Below are 16898 nucleotides of genomic sequence, written 5' to 3' on the forward strand. Positions count from 1 at the left end.
CGATCTAGTGCTTCGTCAACATCTGAAATTAGGTTTAGCCAATGGTCGTTCGCCACGGTTTCGGCGCAATCACCAGGGGCAACGACTGTCGGCTGATGAGCCGAACCGGAACATTTGGCCGGAGCGGAGCTTAGCGCTCGGACGCCGCTGAGTCTTGAAACAGCATCGGCAGAAAACGCGGTAAGTAGTCGTCTCGCCAAACATCCCAATTGTGGGCGCCCTGGGTCTCTAAATAGACGTGCGGAATACTTGCGGCCTTCAATTGTTTGACGAAGGCCTGATTCCGTTCGAGTAAGAAATCTTCGTCTCCGCATGCGATCCAAAAATGCTTCAATTCCATTTTGAACCGATCGAGATCGGTCGCCAAGTCATCAAGAGTTTCGTCTTGGGGAGCGGCGGCACTGTACGCACCGACATAGGCAAACTCATTGGATGCCAAGGCGGTACGGATCGAATGACCGCCCCCCATCGAAAGTCCGGCGATGGCTCGATTATCGATCGTGTCGAGCGTACGATAGTTTGATCGGACCCATGGTAATAACACCTCGATAAGGTCACGACGCATGGCGAGATTATTGTCTTTCCCGTAGTCGTCGCGAGCTTGTTTGGACTGCGTTCCGTGTGGTAGTGGAACCGGGTGACCGTGTGGCATCACGATGATCATTTCTTTCGTAGTACCGCCGTGGATTAAATTATCGGCGATCAGATTCGCTCGCCCGACTTCGGTCCATGCGGTCTGGTCATCGCCAAAACCGTGCAGCAAAAACAGCACGGGGTACCTTTTATCAGGATGGCTGGCATAGCTGGGCGGAGTGTAGACGATCACTTGTCGCTGCGAATTGGTGATCGCTGATTGGTAGTAGTGATGATGAAGTACACCGTGATCGACCGACTGACGTTCGGTAACCAATGACGGGTCACCGGGGACTTCGACAAGGTTTTCCAGCGTGTACCACTTTTTGATCCAACGGTTTCGGATATCCAATTGAGCCGTCCCATCGACGATCATCTTGTATTCATAAATGCCGGGGGCGAGCGGCCGCGACGTCCCCAGCCATTTGCCATTCTCGTCTTTTGTTAGTGTTACCGTGGACTTGTCGTCGGGCACGCGATTGAACTGAATTTCGATCGTTTCCGCTGCGGGTTGATCGGTACGAAACGTAATCGAACCGTCTGCGTTGACTTCGGGAGATTTCAACCGTTGTGACCAGGCTGACGAGGAAGTGATCAACACGGAGAGAATCAGCCCAAACGTATGAAGGTAAGGTCGCATCGAGAGAAGAGTTGCTAGGGGCAATGGAGTGAGAGTATTTTTCGTCGTTGAATCAGCGAGCACTAATCACGACGCAGGAAGCGGACGTTGACCGGGGCATCCAAGTGAATTTCACTACCGGTTGGGGTGAGGCTTCCGTCCTTGCGATCGACTCGCATCGAGACGACATTTCCGGTTTTCTGATTGGCGACGACGACAAAGTACCCGTCCGGTGAGATGCCAAACCCACGTGGAGTTTGACCGCCCGAGGAGATATTGGCAACGCGTTTGATGGAAGCTTCGGATTCATCGACCTGCAAGACGGCGATCGAATCATGGCCGCGGTTGGAAACGTATGCGAACTTTCCATCAGGGTGAAACAAGCATTCTGCCGTGGAGTTCCCCGGGACGGTCGCCCCCTCGGGCAATGTTGAAATCGTTTGGACCAGGTCCAGTGAGTTCGTTTGCCCGCGCTTGGAAGATCCCAAACGCAGCAGCGTGACCTGCGACGTCAGCTCCAAATTCGACAATGCGAAGCGTCCGGACGGCGAAAGACAGAAATGCCGCGGGCCTCCACCGGCCGGCATCGACAGTGAAGGTGGCGACGCCGGAAGCATGGCCCCGGTCCGGAGATTGATGTCGTAAACAAGAATCTTGTCGATCCCAAGGTCGGCGACAAAGGCTTGCGTTCCGTCTCGGTTAAAGTTGATCGAGTGGGCATGCGGCGCTTGTTGGCGTCGCGGATTGACACTACTGCCATGATGCTGATGGAATGCGATCGCATTGCCAACCGAACCGTCGCGGAGAACCGGAAAGATCGCGCAACTGCCGCCGGAATAATTCGCCACCCCGACCAACGCCCCAGACGGGTTCACGGCAACATGACATGCCGCCGCACCTCCGGTCGACATTGTGTTGATTTCTTGCAGCGTGCCGTCGGGCTGAATCGAAAACGCGATTAATCCTTTCGAGTCCTCACCACCATCAGGGACTTCTGACACCGCATAGAGATACCGCCCGTTCGGAGCGATTGCGACAAACGATGGATTGACGGCTTTGGCAGCCAATCGTGGTTTGGATAGTTCGCCCGAGCTTTCATCCAACGAACAAACATAGATGCCGTCACTGTTCGAATCACCTTTGGTGTAGGTGCCGATGTAAACCAGCGTTTCCGCAATCGCGGATCCGGCGGTAGTAGCTGAAAATCCAAGCATCCCGGCCAAAACTAGCAGGAGTAGCGAACCTGGGTGGAAACGATCGGTGGTAGTGTTCATCAGAAGGTGGGGAATCGGTGGAGAAGCGGGCACAATCATGATCTGTGACAGTTTATCATGACGCGTTCAGACCGTTTGAACCGTCTTTAGTGAAACGCCATGAAAGATCTGTCAAAGCCACTGTCAATGAAAACTAGGTACCCTGTCGTACTGCCGAGCAGCCAACGTTACGGTGAAACCGGACGTCGGCATTCGACTGGACTGATAATGGCATGCTTGGCGGTCATTGCCGGTGTGGTGACAAATTCGACGGGGTTCGCCCAATCGAAGCATGCGGAACAAGATAAAACAGCAACGCATGCCTCCGCCGTCGGCGGAGACGAATTGGCCGCGCGATACTTTCGGCAACAGACAGAGCAAATCGCTCGACAATCATTTCGCGACATTCAATCACTTGAAGACTGGACGAACAAACGCGGAGAGTTTCGCGAGCAGTTGCTGGACATGCTGGGGTTAAATCCGTTTCCTGAACGAGGTGACTTGCGGCCAGTCGTCACGGGGCGCCATGAAGCGGACGGCGTGACCGTCGAAAACTTGCATTTTCAATCAATGCCGGGTCTCTACGTCACCGCAAATTTCTATCGGCCAAAACACCAAGACGGTCCACTTCCCGCGATTCTTTACGTCTGTGGACACGGTGGCGAACGAGATCGTAACGGTACCAGTCTAGGCAATAAAACGCACTATCAGCACCACGGTGCTTGGTTCGCCCGCAACGGCTACGTATGTTTGACGATCGATACGATTCAGCTCGGCGAAATCGAAGGCATTCATCATGGCACCTATCGCGAAAAGATGTGGTGGTGGAATAACCGAGGATATACCCCCGCGGGTGTGGAGGCATTTAATTGCGTTCGCTCGCTGGACTATCTGCAGTCACGTCCGGAAGTGGACGGCGAACGAATCGGAGTGACGGGGCGAAGTGGCGGAGGCGTGTACTCGTGGTGGGTCGCTGCGATCGACGAACGTATCAAAGTCGCGGTTCCGGTTGCCGGGATCACCAACCTTAAAAATCAGGTCATCGATGGCTGCGTCGAAGGTCATTGCGATTGCATGTTCATGGTCAATCGATTTCGCTGGGACTTTGCCAAAATCGCGGCACTGGTCGCACCAAGGCCATTGCTGATCACGAACAGTGATAGCGATTCAATTTTCCCACTCGACGGTGTCGTAGATTTGCATCAAGACGTCCGCCGCATCTATGAGTTCTATGGCAAACCCAGCCAACTTGGATTGCATATCAGTCAAGGACCACACAAAGACACGCAAGAATTGCGGATCGGAGCGTTTCGATGGATGAATCGGTTCTTGCGTGATGACGAGTCATTGATTGACGATGTCGCGACGCCCCGGTTCGAACGAGAGCAGCTCAAGGTGTTTGACCAATTGCCGAACGACGAAATCGTCACCGACATACACGACCATTTTGTTCCGAAGGTTCAACCAGGGCTCGCGATCGATTCAAACGATGCTGTCGATCAGGTCATCAAGAAACTTCACGAGATGACCTTCAACGGCTGGCCAAAGAAACACGCGAAGCTGGACGTTCGTGACGTGACCGGCGACGATGCGGGTCCTGACTGCAAAGTAATTGAGTACACCAGTCAGAAACCTTATCGATTAAAGGCACTGTTGATCTGTAGGGCGAAGGATCGCAAGGCACCAACGGAAGTCACGATCTTGGATCAAACCAGCTACCGATCGTTTGCTCCGGCACTCGCAACACTGTTCCCGAGTCAATTCCCAGAAATGAAGCCGGACCCAACCAAAGTCGATGATGTCATCGATCCGTCGTGTTCGTGCAACCGAGTGTTTTTGATGCCGCGCGATGTCGGACCGACTCGATCGAATGAGGAAGAACGTGCGCGGACGCACTTGCGGAGGCGGTACATGTTGCTAGGGCAAACGCTTGCCGGGCAACAAATCTATGACGTCTGTCGAGGGTTGAAGGCGCTCGAAAAAGTCGACGCGTTGCGTTCGAGTTCGGTCACGGTCAGCGGTGAAGGCGACGCGGCGGTGTTCGCCGCCTATGCAGCTCTGATGAGCCAGTCTATCGCCTATCACGGCAGCCTGGATTTACCAAACTTTAATCGTGACGCGCCGGATTTGTTGAACGTCAGTCGGGTGATCGAGTTGTCCGACGTCCAACGCATCGTTGAATCCGAAGGCTGGCCGCGTTCTCAATAGCCACGACGGCAAATTAGCCTCCGACGTCAACGTAACCACACGGCTTGCGTCTCGCGCGGAGGCTCGATTCTTTCGCGACGACCTTTGTCCCACCGTTATCAGTGTTCGAGAAAGATATGCCGTAGTTGTTTTGCGGCTTGCTCAGTCTGTTCGCTTTCGACGGCCGCTCGCAGTAATGCGATTTGGATGTTGCGTCGAACCTCTGGGTGTTCCACCTCGTCGGCGATGCCCGACATCACATCGATGAATGCTTCCGCAGGAAGTTCTTGAGCGATTTCCAAAGCAATGTGCGTGGTCTCGCGCCATCTCTCTTCATCGACACGAGCGTTGTGCCGTTCGACTTCTTGTGCTTCGATTTCGCGTTGGTGTTGCTGGTGGCGACCTCGGGTTCGTTCGATCTCCGCTTTCAGCTCGTCACGGTGTCGTTCGAGTTCATGAATCTCCCGTCGGAGCATTTCGAGTCGATGCTGTTGTTCGCGGTTTTCAAGTTCGAGTCTTTCATGCAACCGCTGTTCCAAGCGTTCTTCGATGCGGCGGCGCTGATCATCGCTTCTTGCTTCATCGGGACGCGGCTGACCGCGCCGCTCACCGTCAGGCCCGTGATGAGGAACGTCGCGATCGGGGATGCCATCGGGACGGTCGTTTGGGAGGTCGGGCCCATGATAGCGTTCGACTTTTGGAGGATGACCGGGCGGCGGAGGACCGGGAAAGATTTGTCGAATTCGATCGACGGGAGCTTGTAACTCGAGACGCGGTCGCGGGACAAATTCCTGTCGTTCGTCGTCGTGATGCATCGACGGCTGATCGCGTTGTGACGGAGGTTGTGGTCGATCGTCGGCGAGACCGAGCGGCGTCAAGAGGAATGAGATCGAAAACAAACCGATCCATCGCGAAGTACGAATCATGACCAATCTCCTGCGTCAGGAAGAAAGAAGGTGGGGAACTCGCTGGTAACGTTTTAGCACGTTGAGCACCACACGTGCGAATCAATGGTCAAAGAGTGTGAACCGAATGTGCTAGTGCTTCATGCCAACTCGAATTCAGGATTAGCCGCATGGCGTTAGCCACGGTTTCGATCCAGTAACCGGGGACGCCCATCGGCTGAGGAGACGATCAGAACCAAACGACCATTGGGTTAGGAAAGGCCGGGGCTATGCGAGCATCAACGCGCCCGAGGCTTTGGCCCATTTGGCGTGGTACGTCCCCAGTTTCTCGTTGATTGGCGATTGGCTTTCGAAAGACGAGCACAACCCAACAACCCGATCGATGTCACTCCAAAGATGCTCGGAAACCATTGACGGTATTTCGCGTAGCAGCGGTTCATAAGAATGGGCGTGGCGCAGTTCTTCTTGGATCGCATCGACCAAGGGACTGCACCAAGAATCGACCGCGACGGCGGTCGCCCCTAAAGCGATCAGCTTCGACACGTCATCGGCACTGACGTCGCCGGGGACGACCCAAAGCGGCAACTGTGCGTGGTTCTTCCGACGCAAAAATTCTCGCGTGCTCGAAACAATTGCCGCGATTTGAAGGCCTTCAAATTCGGGGCGATCGAGACACAAAATAATGCCGTCGGGATTGGACTGAAGGACCGCCGATAGTTCGTCTTCAAGTCGATACGGTGTGACCGACAAGAGAATCGCTGCCTGCGGGGCAAGCCGACGTAGTTGATCGAGTTTCGTCTTTGCCTGCTGCACCGTGATCATGTCTGCAGGGAAAGTCGACGCGGCTACGTAACCGCCACCGGAGATCGGGGAACTCTCATCGGAGCGTTCCCATCGCTGCATTTGAGTCGGCGAATAGGCCAAGCGGCCTGAGTGATCACGAGAGGGTGACAAACGGACGTCAATAATTCTGGAATGGTCAAAATCTTCGGACAGAAATCCGTAGCGTTCGACGCGGTACGGCGTCATCCGCGGAAGAAAGTTTGGCTGGGTAGCCGGTGCCGAGGTAGCGTCTTCCTCGATCGGCAAAAACAACTCGCCCACTTCTTCGTCCGATTCGGAGAGGTCACGGCAGAGGGCGGAAACAATGACATCCATGTTGGCGACCGACGCGGCGAGTCGCCCGGCGATCATTGGTGGTAAGTCGATCCATGGTGGATCGTACCAAAACATAGGCAAGTCGATCGCAATGCTGGTGTCATCGGATCGACGGATAAGTTGCCGTGCCGATCGCAGGGGCGTGCTCGTCCAGACCTCGGAGCATCGCGGGGGCAAGAGGTGGAGACCTGCGAGGCGATCATTGCTCATCAACATTCCTAACACAAAACGTTCGAGGACTTGTTTGGGCTAAACGGGACATTGGGCCAATTAGTTTTTTGGGCTAAATGGGGCTACCGAAAGACGGCCCCCAAAAGCCGATGGTGTGCGTCCATTCAGAAACCGCTTATCGCCAGTTCGGAACGACTTCTCCACGGGCCGCCCGCTCGGCCTCCAATTTGGCGATCGGGACGATTCGCTGGAAGTCTGACGCGTCGCCGCGGATCCCGGCGCTGATTAATAACAAGCCAAGCTGGACTTCTTGCTTTTTTCGAAGCTTGGTTTGCGTGACGCCGTCGGCCAAACTGGCCGCCTTGCCACGGATAAATACGGCGACGTCACTGAGCGGATCACCGAGATTCTCGCCCGCGTCGCCTCCGATTACGATCGTCCCACCGATCGCGCCGAGTCCGACTTCGTTTCCGACGTGACCGCGGACAAACAGGCCTCCGCCTCGCATCGCCGCACCGGCTCGGTCGCCCGCTGATCCGTAGATCGCCAGCGTCCCACCGGTCATCGCGGTCCCGGCTCCATGTCCCGCATTTCCACGAATCCGAACCGAGCCGCTGGCCATGCCTTCACCGACACCATGCCCCACGTTGCCAAAAACTTTGACGATCACTTGCCGATGATGTGCAAAGGCATAGTCACCGAGTGATCCGTTGACACGCAATTTGATCGGATGATTCAACCGCATCAAGGCGGCGTGCTGACCGTCGGCATCGTCGATTTCGACCCGTGGAAGCTTGTCTTCCTGATCATTCAAAGGGATGACATGGACCGCCGCACGCAATTCTGCGTCGGTCAGCCGCGCCATCGAAAAGCGCAGCCCCTCCGGTGACATCAAGTCCCGCGACTCGCTGTCAAAGACGGCTTCGGTGTCGCTCTTGACCTCGACTTCGGTGTCCAGAGCGGACTTAAGTACTGGCTTCGGGCCTGATGGTTTTGGAATATGCGGCATGGATCACTCGTCGAACGATGTGCTCCAGTTTAACTGCTGCGGCGTCCCCTGCCTGTAGGACTTCGGAATGATCGGCGACAATCGCCCGATCAGGGTCGGCGACATTGCTAACAATTGATAGCGCAAGCACCGCAACCCCTGCATTCGCCGCAACTTGTACCTCCGGAACCGTACTCATCCCGACGACATCCGCTACGATCGTTCGCATCAACCGGTATTCCGCCCGTGTTTCGTAAGTCGGCCCGAGCGTCGCGAGATAGGTCCCCTGAACTGCGGTGAAGCCGTTCGCACGTGCGGCGGCAAGTGCGGTTTGGGCGAGCTCTGGCGTATATACGTTGCCGGCACGCTGGGGAATCGACCCCGCAACCGTCTTCGAATCAGCCTTCGCGGAAAAACTGCCGCGACGGTGCAACCAATCGATGTGGTCGGAAATGACCACTAAGTCGCCGACTCTTAGCTTTGGATTGACTCCGCCAGCGGCATTGCTGGCAATCAAACGATTGATCCCAAGTTTGACCATCACTTCGATCGGAAAGGCGACTTGCTCATTGGACCAGCCCTCGTAGCGGTGCAAACGTCCTGCCATCGCGATCACATCGCCGCCACCAAAGCTTCCTACGATCAATTGTCCGCGATGGCCGCTGGCGGTCGACCGGGCAAAGCCGGGGATATCGGCAAAAGGAATCACCGTGGCGGATTCAATTTTGTCGGCCAACGTTCCCAGACCGCTCCCAAGGACGATGCCGGTTCGATCGCGGTCGACGCCAAACGTCCCGTCAGGGCAGTATTGACGAACGAAGTCGACGGCGCGGTCGAGTGCGGATGAGGTCGAGGTGAAACGCGACGGTTCGTCATCACGGTAGTCAACGTCGCTCATGCGATCCTCGTCTGGCCCGCTTCGGTGACGACGTCGGTGACAATTCGTTGCAATCGCGGGGCGGCTTCGTTCGCGATCGCGATGATTTCCGCAACGTTCGCCTCTTTCAGGGAATCGGGTAGACACATGTCGGTGATCACGCTCAGCCCCAACGTTTTCAACCCACAATGATTCGCCACGATCGTTTCGGGAACCGTGCTCATGCCAACGACGTCGGCACCGATGGTGCGTAAGAACCGGTACTCGGCACGAGTTTCCAGGTTCGGACCGGCGACAGCAACAAATACACCGCGATGCAAATGGATATCGGCTCGGCGGCCGATCGCGATCGTGCGGTCGATCCAAGCGGGGTCGTACGGGGCCGACATGTCGGGGAAACGCGGACCGAGTCGATCATCGTTGATTCCGATCAGTGGGTTGTCACCCATCAGATTGATCTGATCGTCGATGACCATGATGTCACCGCTGTTGTAGTAGGGATTCAATCCGCCACAGGCATTGCTGACGATCAAGAGTTCTGCGCCGAGGCGTTTGAAGACTCGTACGGGCAGCGTGATCAGCTTCAGCGGATAGCCTTCGTACATGTGAAAGCGTCCTTCCATGGCGACGATCGGCACGCCACCCAAATAGCCGCAGACCAACCGTCCGCGATGACTGGTCGCGGTCGATTTAAGGAAGTGTGGGATTTCGTCGTAGTCGATCGCGGCTTTGACATCGATTTGCTCGACGAGGTTGCCAAGTCCTGTCCCCAAGATGATCGCCACTTTGGGAGGGTCCGGAAAGACTGCGGAGATTGCCGAGGCCGCTTCTTCGATTTTGTCAAACAGGTCTAACATGCCGAGGTGAATCAATGGAGTGCGGATTGCGAACGGATTTGGGACATGCCTCACATCATCGACGGAATAGCGGGCGAAGGCGAGGGGGCAAGCCCATGGCGATCATCGATCACGCAGCCCGATCCGATGAATGGACCGATCAAATAATTGTTCGTCGATCCGCCGTCCCGGGTGCGACACGGACGGCCTCCCGATGCCGGGTTACAGACGGCATGATCGGTACGGCCCGAATCACCGGTGCATCCGAAGTGGGATCAGGGGGGCTGAGTAAAAATGTTCGACTTAACCCGATGAGTTGGTGACGGGGAGGTCGATAGCCACTTCTGCACGAAGACTATGGATAGTTGATCCGATGGTCCCGTGACGTGTATGCCGCTGTTCGTTTAGGTGTGTCGGCGGGTGATGTTCTTTCGAAGATCATCAATGGCAAGTGCCCACCGGCACAGTTGACCACCAAAGGCTAAACGAAAAACGGCAAACGCGACTGGCAAGACCCTTCCAAATTTAATTCATGGAGAATCACGATGCGTCGTGTAATCGTACCAGCCCTGTTGGCCATCGTCTTGGCCGCAGGATCGTCTGCCAACGCTAACGCGTTTGGCTTGTTCAGCAAATTGTGTAATAGCGGATGCGACACTTGTTGCGACGTTGAACCGGCATGCGGCTGCGAAGCACCGGTTGACTGCGGATGTGCAATGGAACCCGCTTGCGGATGCGAAGTTGCGGCTCCTGTTTGTGGCTGCGAAGTTGTGGATCCTTGCTGCGACAGCGGTTGCGGCAAAAAGCACGGTGGACTGTTGGCAAAGTTGTTCAGCAAGAAAAGCAGCTGCTGCGACAGCGGCTGTGCGGCTCCTTGCGAGCCAGCTTGCGGATGTGAAGTCATCGAGCCAGCGTGCGGATGCGAAGTTGCTGCTCCGGTTTGCGGATGCGAAGTTGTTGACCCTTGCTGCACTCCAAAGCGTAAGCCTTTCGGATTGTTCAAGAAGCTCTTCAGCTGCAAAGACAGCTGCTGCGATAGCGGCTGTGCAGCTCCTTGCGAGCCGACTTGTGGCTGCGAAGTCATCGAGCCAGCTTGCGGTTGCGAAGTTGCTGCTCCCGCTTGCGGATGCCACTAAATCATCGAGTGGCTTCGGTCGGGTCTAAATTCCCCAATGGAGTTCCCGCCTAGCACATCGATTTGAAGGTCGTCAATCCGCGTGTAGCTTCTCCCTGACAAGCGGTGACGGTCGTGCGTCGCTCCGAGCTATGACCGCTGACCTAAGCGAAATCTCGAAAGCCCCGGTGGCCAATCTGGTCACCGGGGCTTTTTTCGTGTTGCCGAAAGCCTCGACGGCTTCCGCTACGGAGTTGTGGCCATCGCGTCAAGTTCTGACAACTTGAGCCGAACGCTGAGAACGTACGGCGGTTGCCCCTGATCCCAGTGGCCGTAGGTGGTTGTGACGACCGTGTCGTCGGGCAACACTTCGACACCCGGGTAAGCTGTGTCATAGCCTTTGGTGTTGTCTTTTAAACGCACCAGATATTGGCCGTCGTTTCCTGAGACAAGATCATCCCACGTTCCGACCCAGGCGACCCAGTCCCCTTCGAACTCTCGGTCTGTTTGATGTTGCTTGGGCGAGATGCAACGGAAGCTGATCAGCAACCGCCCGTCTTGGGTGTATTTCCCTGTGTGACGGTCTCCGGTCAGTGCCAACGGCAACTCTCTCGGCTCGGTCCAACTTTTGCCTTCGTCATCGGAGAAGATGATGTGCGAGTTTTTGCCACGGGCGTTTTCACGTAGCAGCACGGCCAAGCGATTGCCGTCAGGCGAACGGACGCATCCGGGTTCACAGAGATGCACGTCCGAGGCTTGAAAGACACTTTCTGGTTGGGACCACGTGAGACCTCCGTCGATCGAAAATGTCTTGTAAAGAGTGAACACACCGGTGCGTTTTCCACTTCCGTCGAAGAACCGGCCGTCGTCATGAAACATTGCCAAGTAGTGGCCCTTGCCGGTCGAAAGGGCTTCGACGAATCCCATGACCACGATGCCTCCCCAGTCGCCGGCCTTTTTCAGCGGGCTCCAATGTTGTCCGTCGTCTTCGGAAACAGCGAGTCGTGCGGGATAAAGTCCGCTCCACAGAATCAAGCGTTTCTTGCCGTCGGCATCGACCACACGGTGCAGAGTCGGCACTTCACGGGAAGTCGCCCAGTTTTCGGGCGTCGGCAATCGATCGCTCCATGTTTTGCCCCCGTCTTCGCTACGTTTGTAAACGATCGATCCCTTGCCGTGCCCCTTCGGATAGACACAGAGAATCGTTTGGCCGTCTTCAAGCAAGCACGTGGTCGGGTGTCCGAGATACTGGTCGGCTTCGCGATCGACGATCACCTGACGCTGTTGCTGATCATCAAGATCGATCGTGGCCAGCGGCTGAGTCGAAGAGGCCGGTTGGATTTTCGGGAGGAATCCATGCTTGCGAAGGAACCGATCCAATTCGACGATGGTTCGTTCGTAGTGAGAGTTGTCGCCTCGGCCGTGATTAAAGAAACCGTGTGATTGACCGTCAAATCCGACGAGTTCACATAACGAACCGTTCGCATTTAACTTCTCGGCAAACTTTTCGACAGTCCAGTAAGGAACGGTCGTATCCGCTTTCCCATGAAAGATAATCGTCGGCGGATGATTTTCGCGGACTTGATGGAACGGAGAGAGTTGCACCGGATCGACTCCCATCCGTTCCGGCATCGCTCGCAATTTGTCTTCGTCGAAAGGCTCTTTTGACTTGGTTTTTGCCAGGATTACGGCTGGATTAAACAGAGCCAAACCGTTCGGACGACTGGACACCGCAGCGTCTTCGTCTGATTCGTCAAAACCGGAGATCATTTCGGTGCAGGCAGCGACGTGTCCGCCGGCTGAACCGCCTGCGGCGATGATTCTGTCTGGATCGACGCCAAGTTTTTCGGCATTTTGGCGGACCCAACGAATCGCCGATTTACCATCGGCGACACAGGATTTTGCTTTGGTCCCATGACGGCTGAGGACTCGATAGTCGGCCGTAATCGCGACCATCCCCTCGGCAGCGAGGTGCTTGCAGTGTTCAAGAAACTGCGACGGACTCCCTGCTTTCCAGCCGCCACCGAAGAAAAAAACGATTGCGGACCGAGGTCGCTCTGCGTCGGTCTTGGGTGTGAACACGTAGGCTCGAAGATCGACTTTGTTGCCGTCCGCGTCGGTCGTGGTTTTATAGATTTTGATTTCGGCGCCCGCATCGCGAAATTGCCGAGTCGGATCTTTCGCCTTTCTGGCCGTTCGGTTTTGGGCGGAAACCGCGGTGGTCGTTACTGCAAGTACCAGGCAGGTCGCAGCAATGGCGAGAAGATGCTGGTGGAGGTGTGGTTTGCGAGGCATGGCGGTGGGCAGGTGTGGGAGGTGAGCGTGAGGTCGCGATCGATTAGTATATCTGCGTCTCCGTGTGAAATGGTTTTTGATCTCGTTCAACCAAGAGTGTGACGTGCAACTTCAATCATCGATCGTCCTGGCATGGGTGCTCGGCATCCTAGCAGTGGGCAGTCCCCCGTCCGCGTATGCCGAGCAGGAGGACGCGAACGCAACAGCTTCTAGTTCAGCGTCCACTCCTAATTCAGACTCGTTCTATTCGGCGGACTGGTGGCAGACCACCGGCGGTCAACCTGCGACCGAGTATTGGGAGTTCACTGACGGGGAGCTTCACCTGCAAAAACCGCAAGGCGGAAAAGCAACCCTCGTATCGCCTCCGTTACCGCCCCATTTTGAACTCTCCTGGCAGTGGAAAATTGAAGACGGGTGCAACACGGGGTTGAAGTACCGCGTGCGGCGTTTCGGCAAATCGATGTTCTCCAATAGCTACCTTGGAATTGAATACCAGATCATTGATGAGCCACCGGGGAGTCATTCTAAAGGCAGCACGGCCAGCATCTACGATCTGCAAGGCCCTAGCGAATCAAAAACGCTGCATCCGCCTGGGCAATGGAATCAGTCGCGAGTCGTCGCCGTCGGTCAGCAATTGAAGCACTACCTCAATGGTGAACTGGTTGCCGAAGTCGTCACCCAGGGTCCTGAGTGGGACTTACGAATGGCGACGAGCAAGTTCTATGGGGCGAAAGACTTTGGGCGACCGGCCGACGGTGATCGAATCATGCTGACCGATCATGGTGGCAAGGCGGTCTACAAGGATTTTCAGTTTGTCGTCAAACAGGCCGACGAGAAGGCCCCCGAATCGGCTTTGTCGTCAACGCCTTCCGACGGCCCGTACCTTGGCAACGGGATTAAGAACAGTTGGGCCGATCAATCGTCGATTGTCATCTGGACGCGGACAACCGAGTCGCCGGAATTGCTATCCGAGGGAACCAAGTTCATCAGCCTTTCGACATCCAAGGCAGGAAAGCTGTCGAAGTCGACCGACGAAGCCGAGATTCATCGCGCTCAAATCCCCGAGGGCAAACAACTCGAAGAGATGTTTGGTGCGTGCCCGTCTCAGCCGGGCCGCGTTCGTCTCACTTACTTTCCAACGAAACAACGCAAGAACGCTGTCGTCACCGAATGGAAGACAACGACGTCCGAATCAGACTGCACGGCCCAGTGGAAACTCGAAGGTCTGAAACCGGGGACGCAATATGCGGCCATCGTTGAAGCTCGCTCGGTCGATGACGATGTTACCACCGCCGTCCTTCGAGGTGGATTTGAAACCGCTCCGTCCAGAACCAAAGAACAGCCAATCAAGTTCTGCATCACGACCTGCCACGACTTCATCCGACGCGACAACGGAATGCAGGGCCACAAAATCTATCCCGTCATGCGTCAGATGAACCCCGATTTCATCGTCCATGCGGGAGACATCGAGTACTACGACAAACCCGACCCGTGGGCGATGACAAAGCCCTTGATGCGATTTAAATGGGGCCGGATCTTTGCCTTGCCCACCAATCGAGAGTTCTACTCCAATACAACGAGCTACTTCATCAAGGATGACCACGATACCCTGAAGAATGATTGCTGGGTCGGACAGCGGTATGGAACGGTATCATTTAAAGAAGGTGTCGAACTGTTTAATAACGAACAATTTCCTTCGCATCCCAAACGCTATACGTCGGTCCGCTGGGGGAAAGCGTTGGAGATTTGGATCCTGGAAGGACGCGATTTTCGCAGCCCGAATTCAATGAAGGACGGGCCAGAAAAGTCAATCTTGGGTGCCGAACAAAAAGCTTGGTTGCTGCAATCACTTCGCGAAAGCGATGCAACGTTCAAGGTCATTTGTAGCCCCACGCCGATCATCGGCCCGGATCGGAAAAACAAACGTGACAACCACGCAAACGACATCTTCGAGCACGAAGGGAACGAAATTCGTGAAGCCCTATCGGAACTGGAGAACGTAATTGTGTTGTGCGGTGATCGCCATTGGCAATATGCATCCACCGATCCGGACACGGGACTTTGGGAGTTCGGTTGCGGTCCCGGCAGCGAAGAACATCAACTGGGCTGGAAAGAAGGCGACGAACGCCCCATGCACCGATTCCTCCGAGTTGCCGGTGGATTCTTGTCAGGGCGATTGAGTTACGGCGACGGCGAACCGACCTTGGTGTTGCGACATCATACGGTGACGGGCGAAGAGGTCAGCCGCTTTAAGTTCCCGATGGCGGAGTAATCTGGTCGTCGCTGGAAGGCGAAGATGCCGGTTCATCGGGGGCCGGCGTCGGGAAGGTTTGAAGCCGATCGATTTTGGCGTCCAAATTTCTTTGCGCGTCACCGATCAATTGATCGGCTTCAGATTTGGCATCGCTGATTTCGTCGTCCGCTTTTTCTTTCGCATCTGCGATGATGTCAACCGCTTCTTCCTCAGCCTCAGATAGTAATTCGGCAGCTTCTTCGCGAGCCTCTTCCAGTTCTTCCTGCGCTTGCCGGGCTTCGCCGACCGGACTGCTGGGATCTTCGCCGCAGCCGAGCGAGACCGTGGTTACGCACAAGGCGGCGAGGCAGATCGACATTGAAAACGTCGCTGGTGAGTTCGAAACGAGTGGGTCGACGTGGCGTGTCATCTTGAATTCACCTGCATTGGCATCGGATGGAACGGTATCAAACATTCCGGCGACATGATGCAATTGACGTACCCAATCAGCCATCGATTCGTTGGCGGACGAAAGTGGGGTCCGGGGTTCCGCTTCCGCGTCGATCGCAACGAAAGAATTCGGAGATGTACCGAACCGGCACTTTCTTCTCGGGGAGCTTAAAGCGGTCGCCTTTCTGCAGCACTGGTCGAATTTCATCCATCCGACCGAATTGGCGAGTTCCGGCTGCTTGGCACGGGTACCAGCGTCCCTCACCGCCTTCGTCTTCGAGGTAGAACTCGGGATAGCAGTGATCGGGGATCCAAACGACGCGGGCGGGAACGTCCAAGTTGCGGCAGATCGCGACGAAAAGACTGGTCATTTCTTCGCAATCCCCCGTGCCGTCTTTGAGTGCATCGGAAGCGTTTTTCAATTCGCCTTCGGTGTATTCGACTTTATCGCGAACGTAGTCGTAAATTTTTTCGACTCGCCGCCAATCGTTTTCGAACTCTTGCTCTTCAATTTCTTTTGCCGCCGATCGGATCAACCGGTGTGAAGCGTCAATGAACGGGCTGTTGCCGGTGTAGAGACGCAGCTCACGCGGAAGGCGTTTGGGAATCACCAGCGATTCAGTTTCGTCTGGTGGAAGGATCCGCGAACGCGAGATATCGAATTCGAACATCGCCTCGACTGTTGTTCCGGCGTTGACGCGTGGAATTTGCACGACCACTTGTTTTGCGCCACCGGGTAGTTCACGCACCTGCCATCGCGCCGAACGGTCCACGTTCTGACTGCGCAGCGTCACCGTTTGCTCGGGCCAATCTGTAGGAATCGGAAAAGTCGCCAACACGTTGACGCAAGTCACCGGGGTTTTCAGCGACAACCCAATTCGCCAGCGCGACGCCGGTTGTTCTTCGAACGTCAACTCTTGGGCAACCGCCGGAACCGGGACGCTCGCCGTGACACCTCCGGCAACCGTCAGGAGTCCCCATTGTTTGAGCACGTCGCGTCGATTCGAGAAAAGGTTGCGGTTCATCGATTCAAGTTGGGGTTTGCGGGCATCACGAAGAAGGTGGGCGAGACTCGTCGTCGATTTTTTATCAATACGGCTATGAGTTACTTTGATCAAAAAAGCACGGAACGCAAACGTGTGAGATCCCCGTGACTGTCTCACTCGCCTGCGTTCCGTG

Annotated in this window: 12 protein-coding genes; 2 read left to right on the forward strand and 10 right to left on the reverse strand. The window is 55.6% G+C overall.

Annotation, left to right across the window (positions count from 1 at the left end; translation table 11 throughout):
- Window positions 1-130: 130 nt before the first annotated feature.
- Both FYC48_RS12635 and FYC48_RS12640 read right to left on the reverse strand, forming a co-directional pair.
- On the reverse strand, window positions 131-1273 hold the full coding sequence (locus FYC48_RS12635) for an alpha/beta hydrolase-fold protein (RefSeq protein ID WP_149497062.1): 1143 nt from the start codon (window positions 1271-1273) through the stop codon (window positions 131-133).
- A 62-nt stretch (window positions 1274-1335) separates the two neighbouring features.
- Entirely contained in the window at window positions 1336-2526 is a 1191-nt protein-coding gene (locus FYC48_RS12640; protein WP_160149492.1) for a lactonase family protein, read from the reverse strand.
- Between the two features lie 126 nt (window positions 2527-2652).
- Here FYC48_RS12640 and FYC48_RS12645 point away from each other — a divergent pair, with 126 nt between their 5' ends.
- Window positions 2653-4713 (forward strand): alpha/beta hydrolase family protein, encoded by a 2061-nt coding sequence (locus tag FYC48_RS12645; RefSeq protein WP_235034224.1) that lies wholly within the window; start codon window positions 2653-2655, stop codon window positions 4711-4713.
- 98 nt (window positions 4714-4811) lie between these two features.
- On the opposite strand, the gene FYC48_RS12650 is transcribed toward FYC48_RS12645, so the two are convergent.
- The 6 genes from FYC48_RS12650 to FYC48_RS28140 all read right to left on the reverse strand — a co-directional run bounded on the left by FYC48_RS12650 (window position 4812) and on the right by FYC48_RS28140 (window position 13036).
- Window positions 4812-5618: a hypothetical protein gene (locus tag FYC48_RS12650; protein ID WP_149497064.1), complete on the reverse strand. Its 807-nt coding sequence runs from the start codon at window positions 5616-5618 to the stop codon at window positions 4812-4814.
- Window positions 5619-5864: 246 nt separating this feature from the next.
- Window positions 5865-6965, reverse strand: coding sequence for a hypothetical protein (locus FYC48_RS12655; RefSeq protein WP_149497065.1), 1101 nt, complete (start codon window positions 6963-6965; stop codon window positions 5865-5867).
- A gap of 136 nt (window positions 6966-7101) precedes the next feature.
- Window positions 7102-7935: a GltB/FmdC/FwdC-like GXGXG domain-containing protein gene (locus FYC48_RS12660; protein ID WP_230777990.1), complete on the reverse strand. Its 834-nt coding sequence runs from the start codon at window positions 7933-7935 to the stop codon at window positions 7102-7104.
- A complete protein-coding gene (locus FYC48_RS12665; protein WP_149497066.1) occupies window positions 7892-8812 on the reverse strand; it encodes a purine-nucleoside phosphorylase in 921 nt (306 codons plus the stop codon). The genes FYC48_RS12660 and FYC48_RS12665 overlap by 44 nt, the downstream gene beginning before the upstream one ends.
- Window positions 8809-9648 carry a purine-nucleoside phosphorylase gene (locus tag FYC48_RS12670; RefSeq protein ID WP_149497067.1) on the reverse strand — a complete coding sequence of 280 codons (840 nt, stop codon included), beginning with the start codon at window positions 9646-9648 and terminating at the stop codon, window positions 8809-8811. Before FYC48_RS12670 ends, FYC48_RS12665 begins: the two co-directional genes overlap by 4 nt.
- A 1339-nt stretch (window positions 9649-10987) precedes the next feature.
- Window positions 10988-13036: an alpha/beta hydrolase fold domain-containing protein gene (locus FYC48_RS28140; RefSeq protein WP_200836595.1), complete on the reverse strand. Its 2049-nt coding sequence runs from the start codon at window positions 13034-13036 to the stop codon at window positions 10988-10990.
- Window positions 13037-13139: 103 nt separating this feature from the next.
- On the opposite strand from FYC48_RS28140, the gene FYC48_RS12685 reads away from it, so the two are divergent.
- Window positions 13140-15308 (forward strand): family 16 glycoside hydrolase, encoded by a 2169-nt coding sequence (locus tag FYC48_RS12685; protein WP_149497069.1) that lies wholly within the window; start codon window positions 13140-13142, stop codon window positions 15306-15308.
- On the opposite strand, the gene FYC48_RS12690 is transcribed toward FYC48_RS12685, so the two are convergent.
- Both FYC48_RS12690 and FYC48_RS12695 read right to left on the reverse strand, forming a co-directional pair.
- Window positions 15286-15783: an ATP synthase subunit B family protein gene (locus FYC48_RS12690; protein WP_149497070.1), complete on the reverse strand. Its 498-nt coding sequence runs from the start codon at window positions 15781-15783 to the stop codon at window positions 15286-15288. The two genes, FYC48_RS12685 and FYC48_RS12690, sit on opposite strands and share 23 nt — an antisense overlap.
- On the reverse strand, window positions 15776-16744 hold the full coding sequence (locus tag FYC48_RS12695) for a transglutaminase-like domain-containing protein (RefSeq protein ID WP_149497071.1): 969 nt from the start codon (window positions 16742-16744) through the stop codon (window positions 15776-15778). The genes FYC48_RS12690 and FYC48_RS12695 overlap by 8 nt, the downstream gene beginning before the upstream one ends.
- Window positions 16745-16898: the final 154 nt, after the last annotated feature.

The organism is Roseiconus lacunae, from assembly GCF_008312935.1.
Taxonomy (GTDB): domain Bacteria; phylum Planctomycetota; class Planctomycetia; order Pirellulales; family Pirellulaceae; genus Stieleria; species Stieleria lacunae.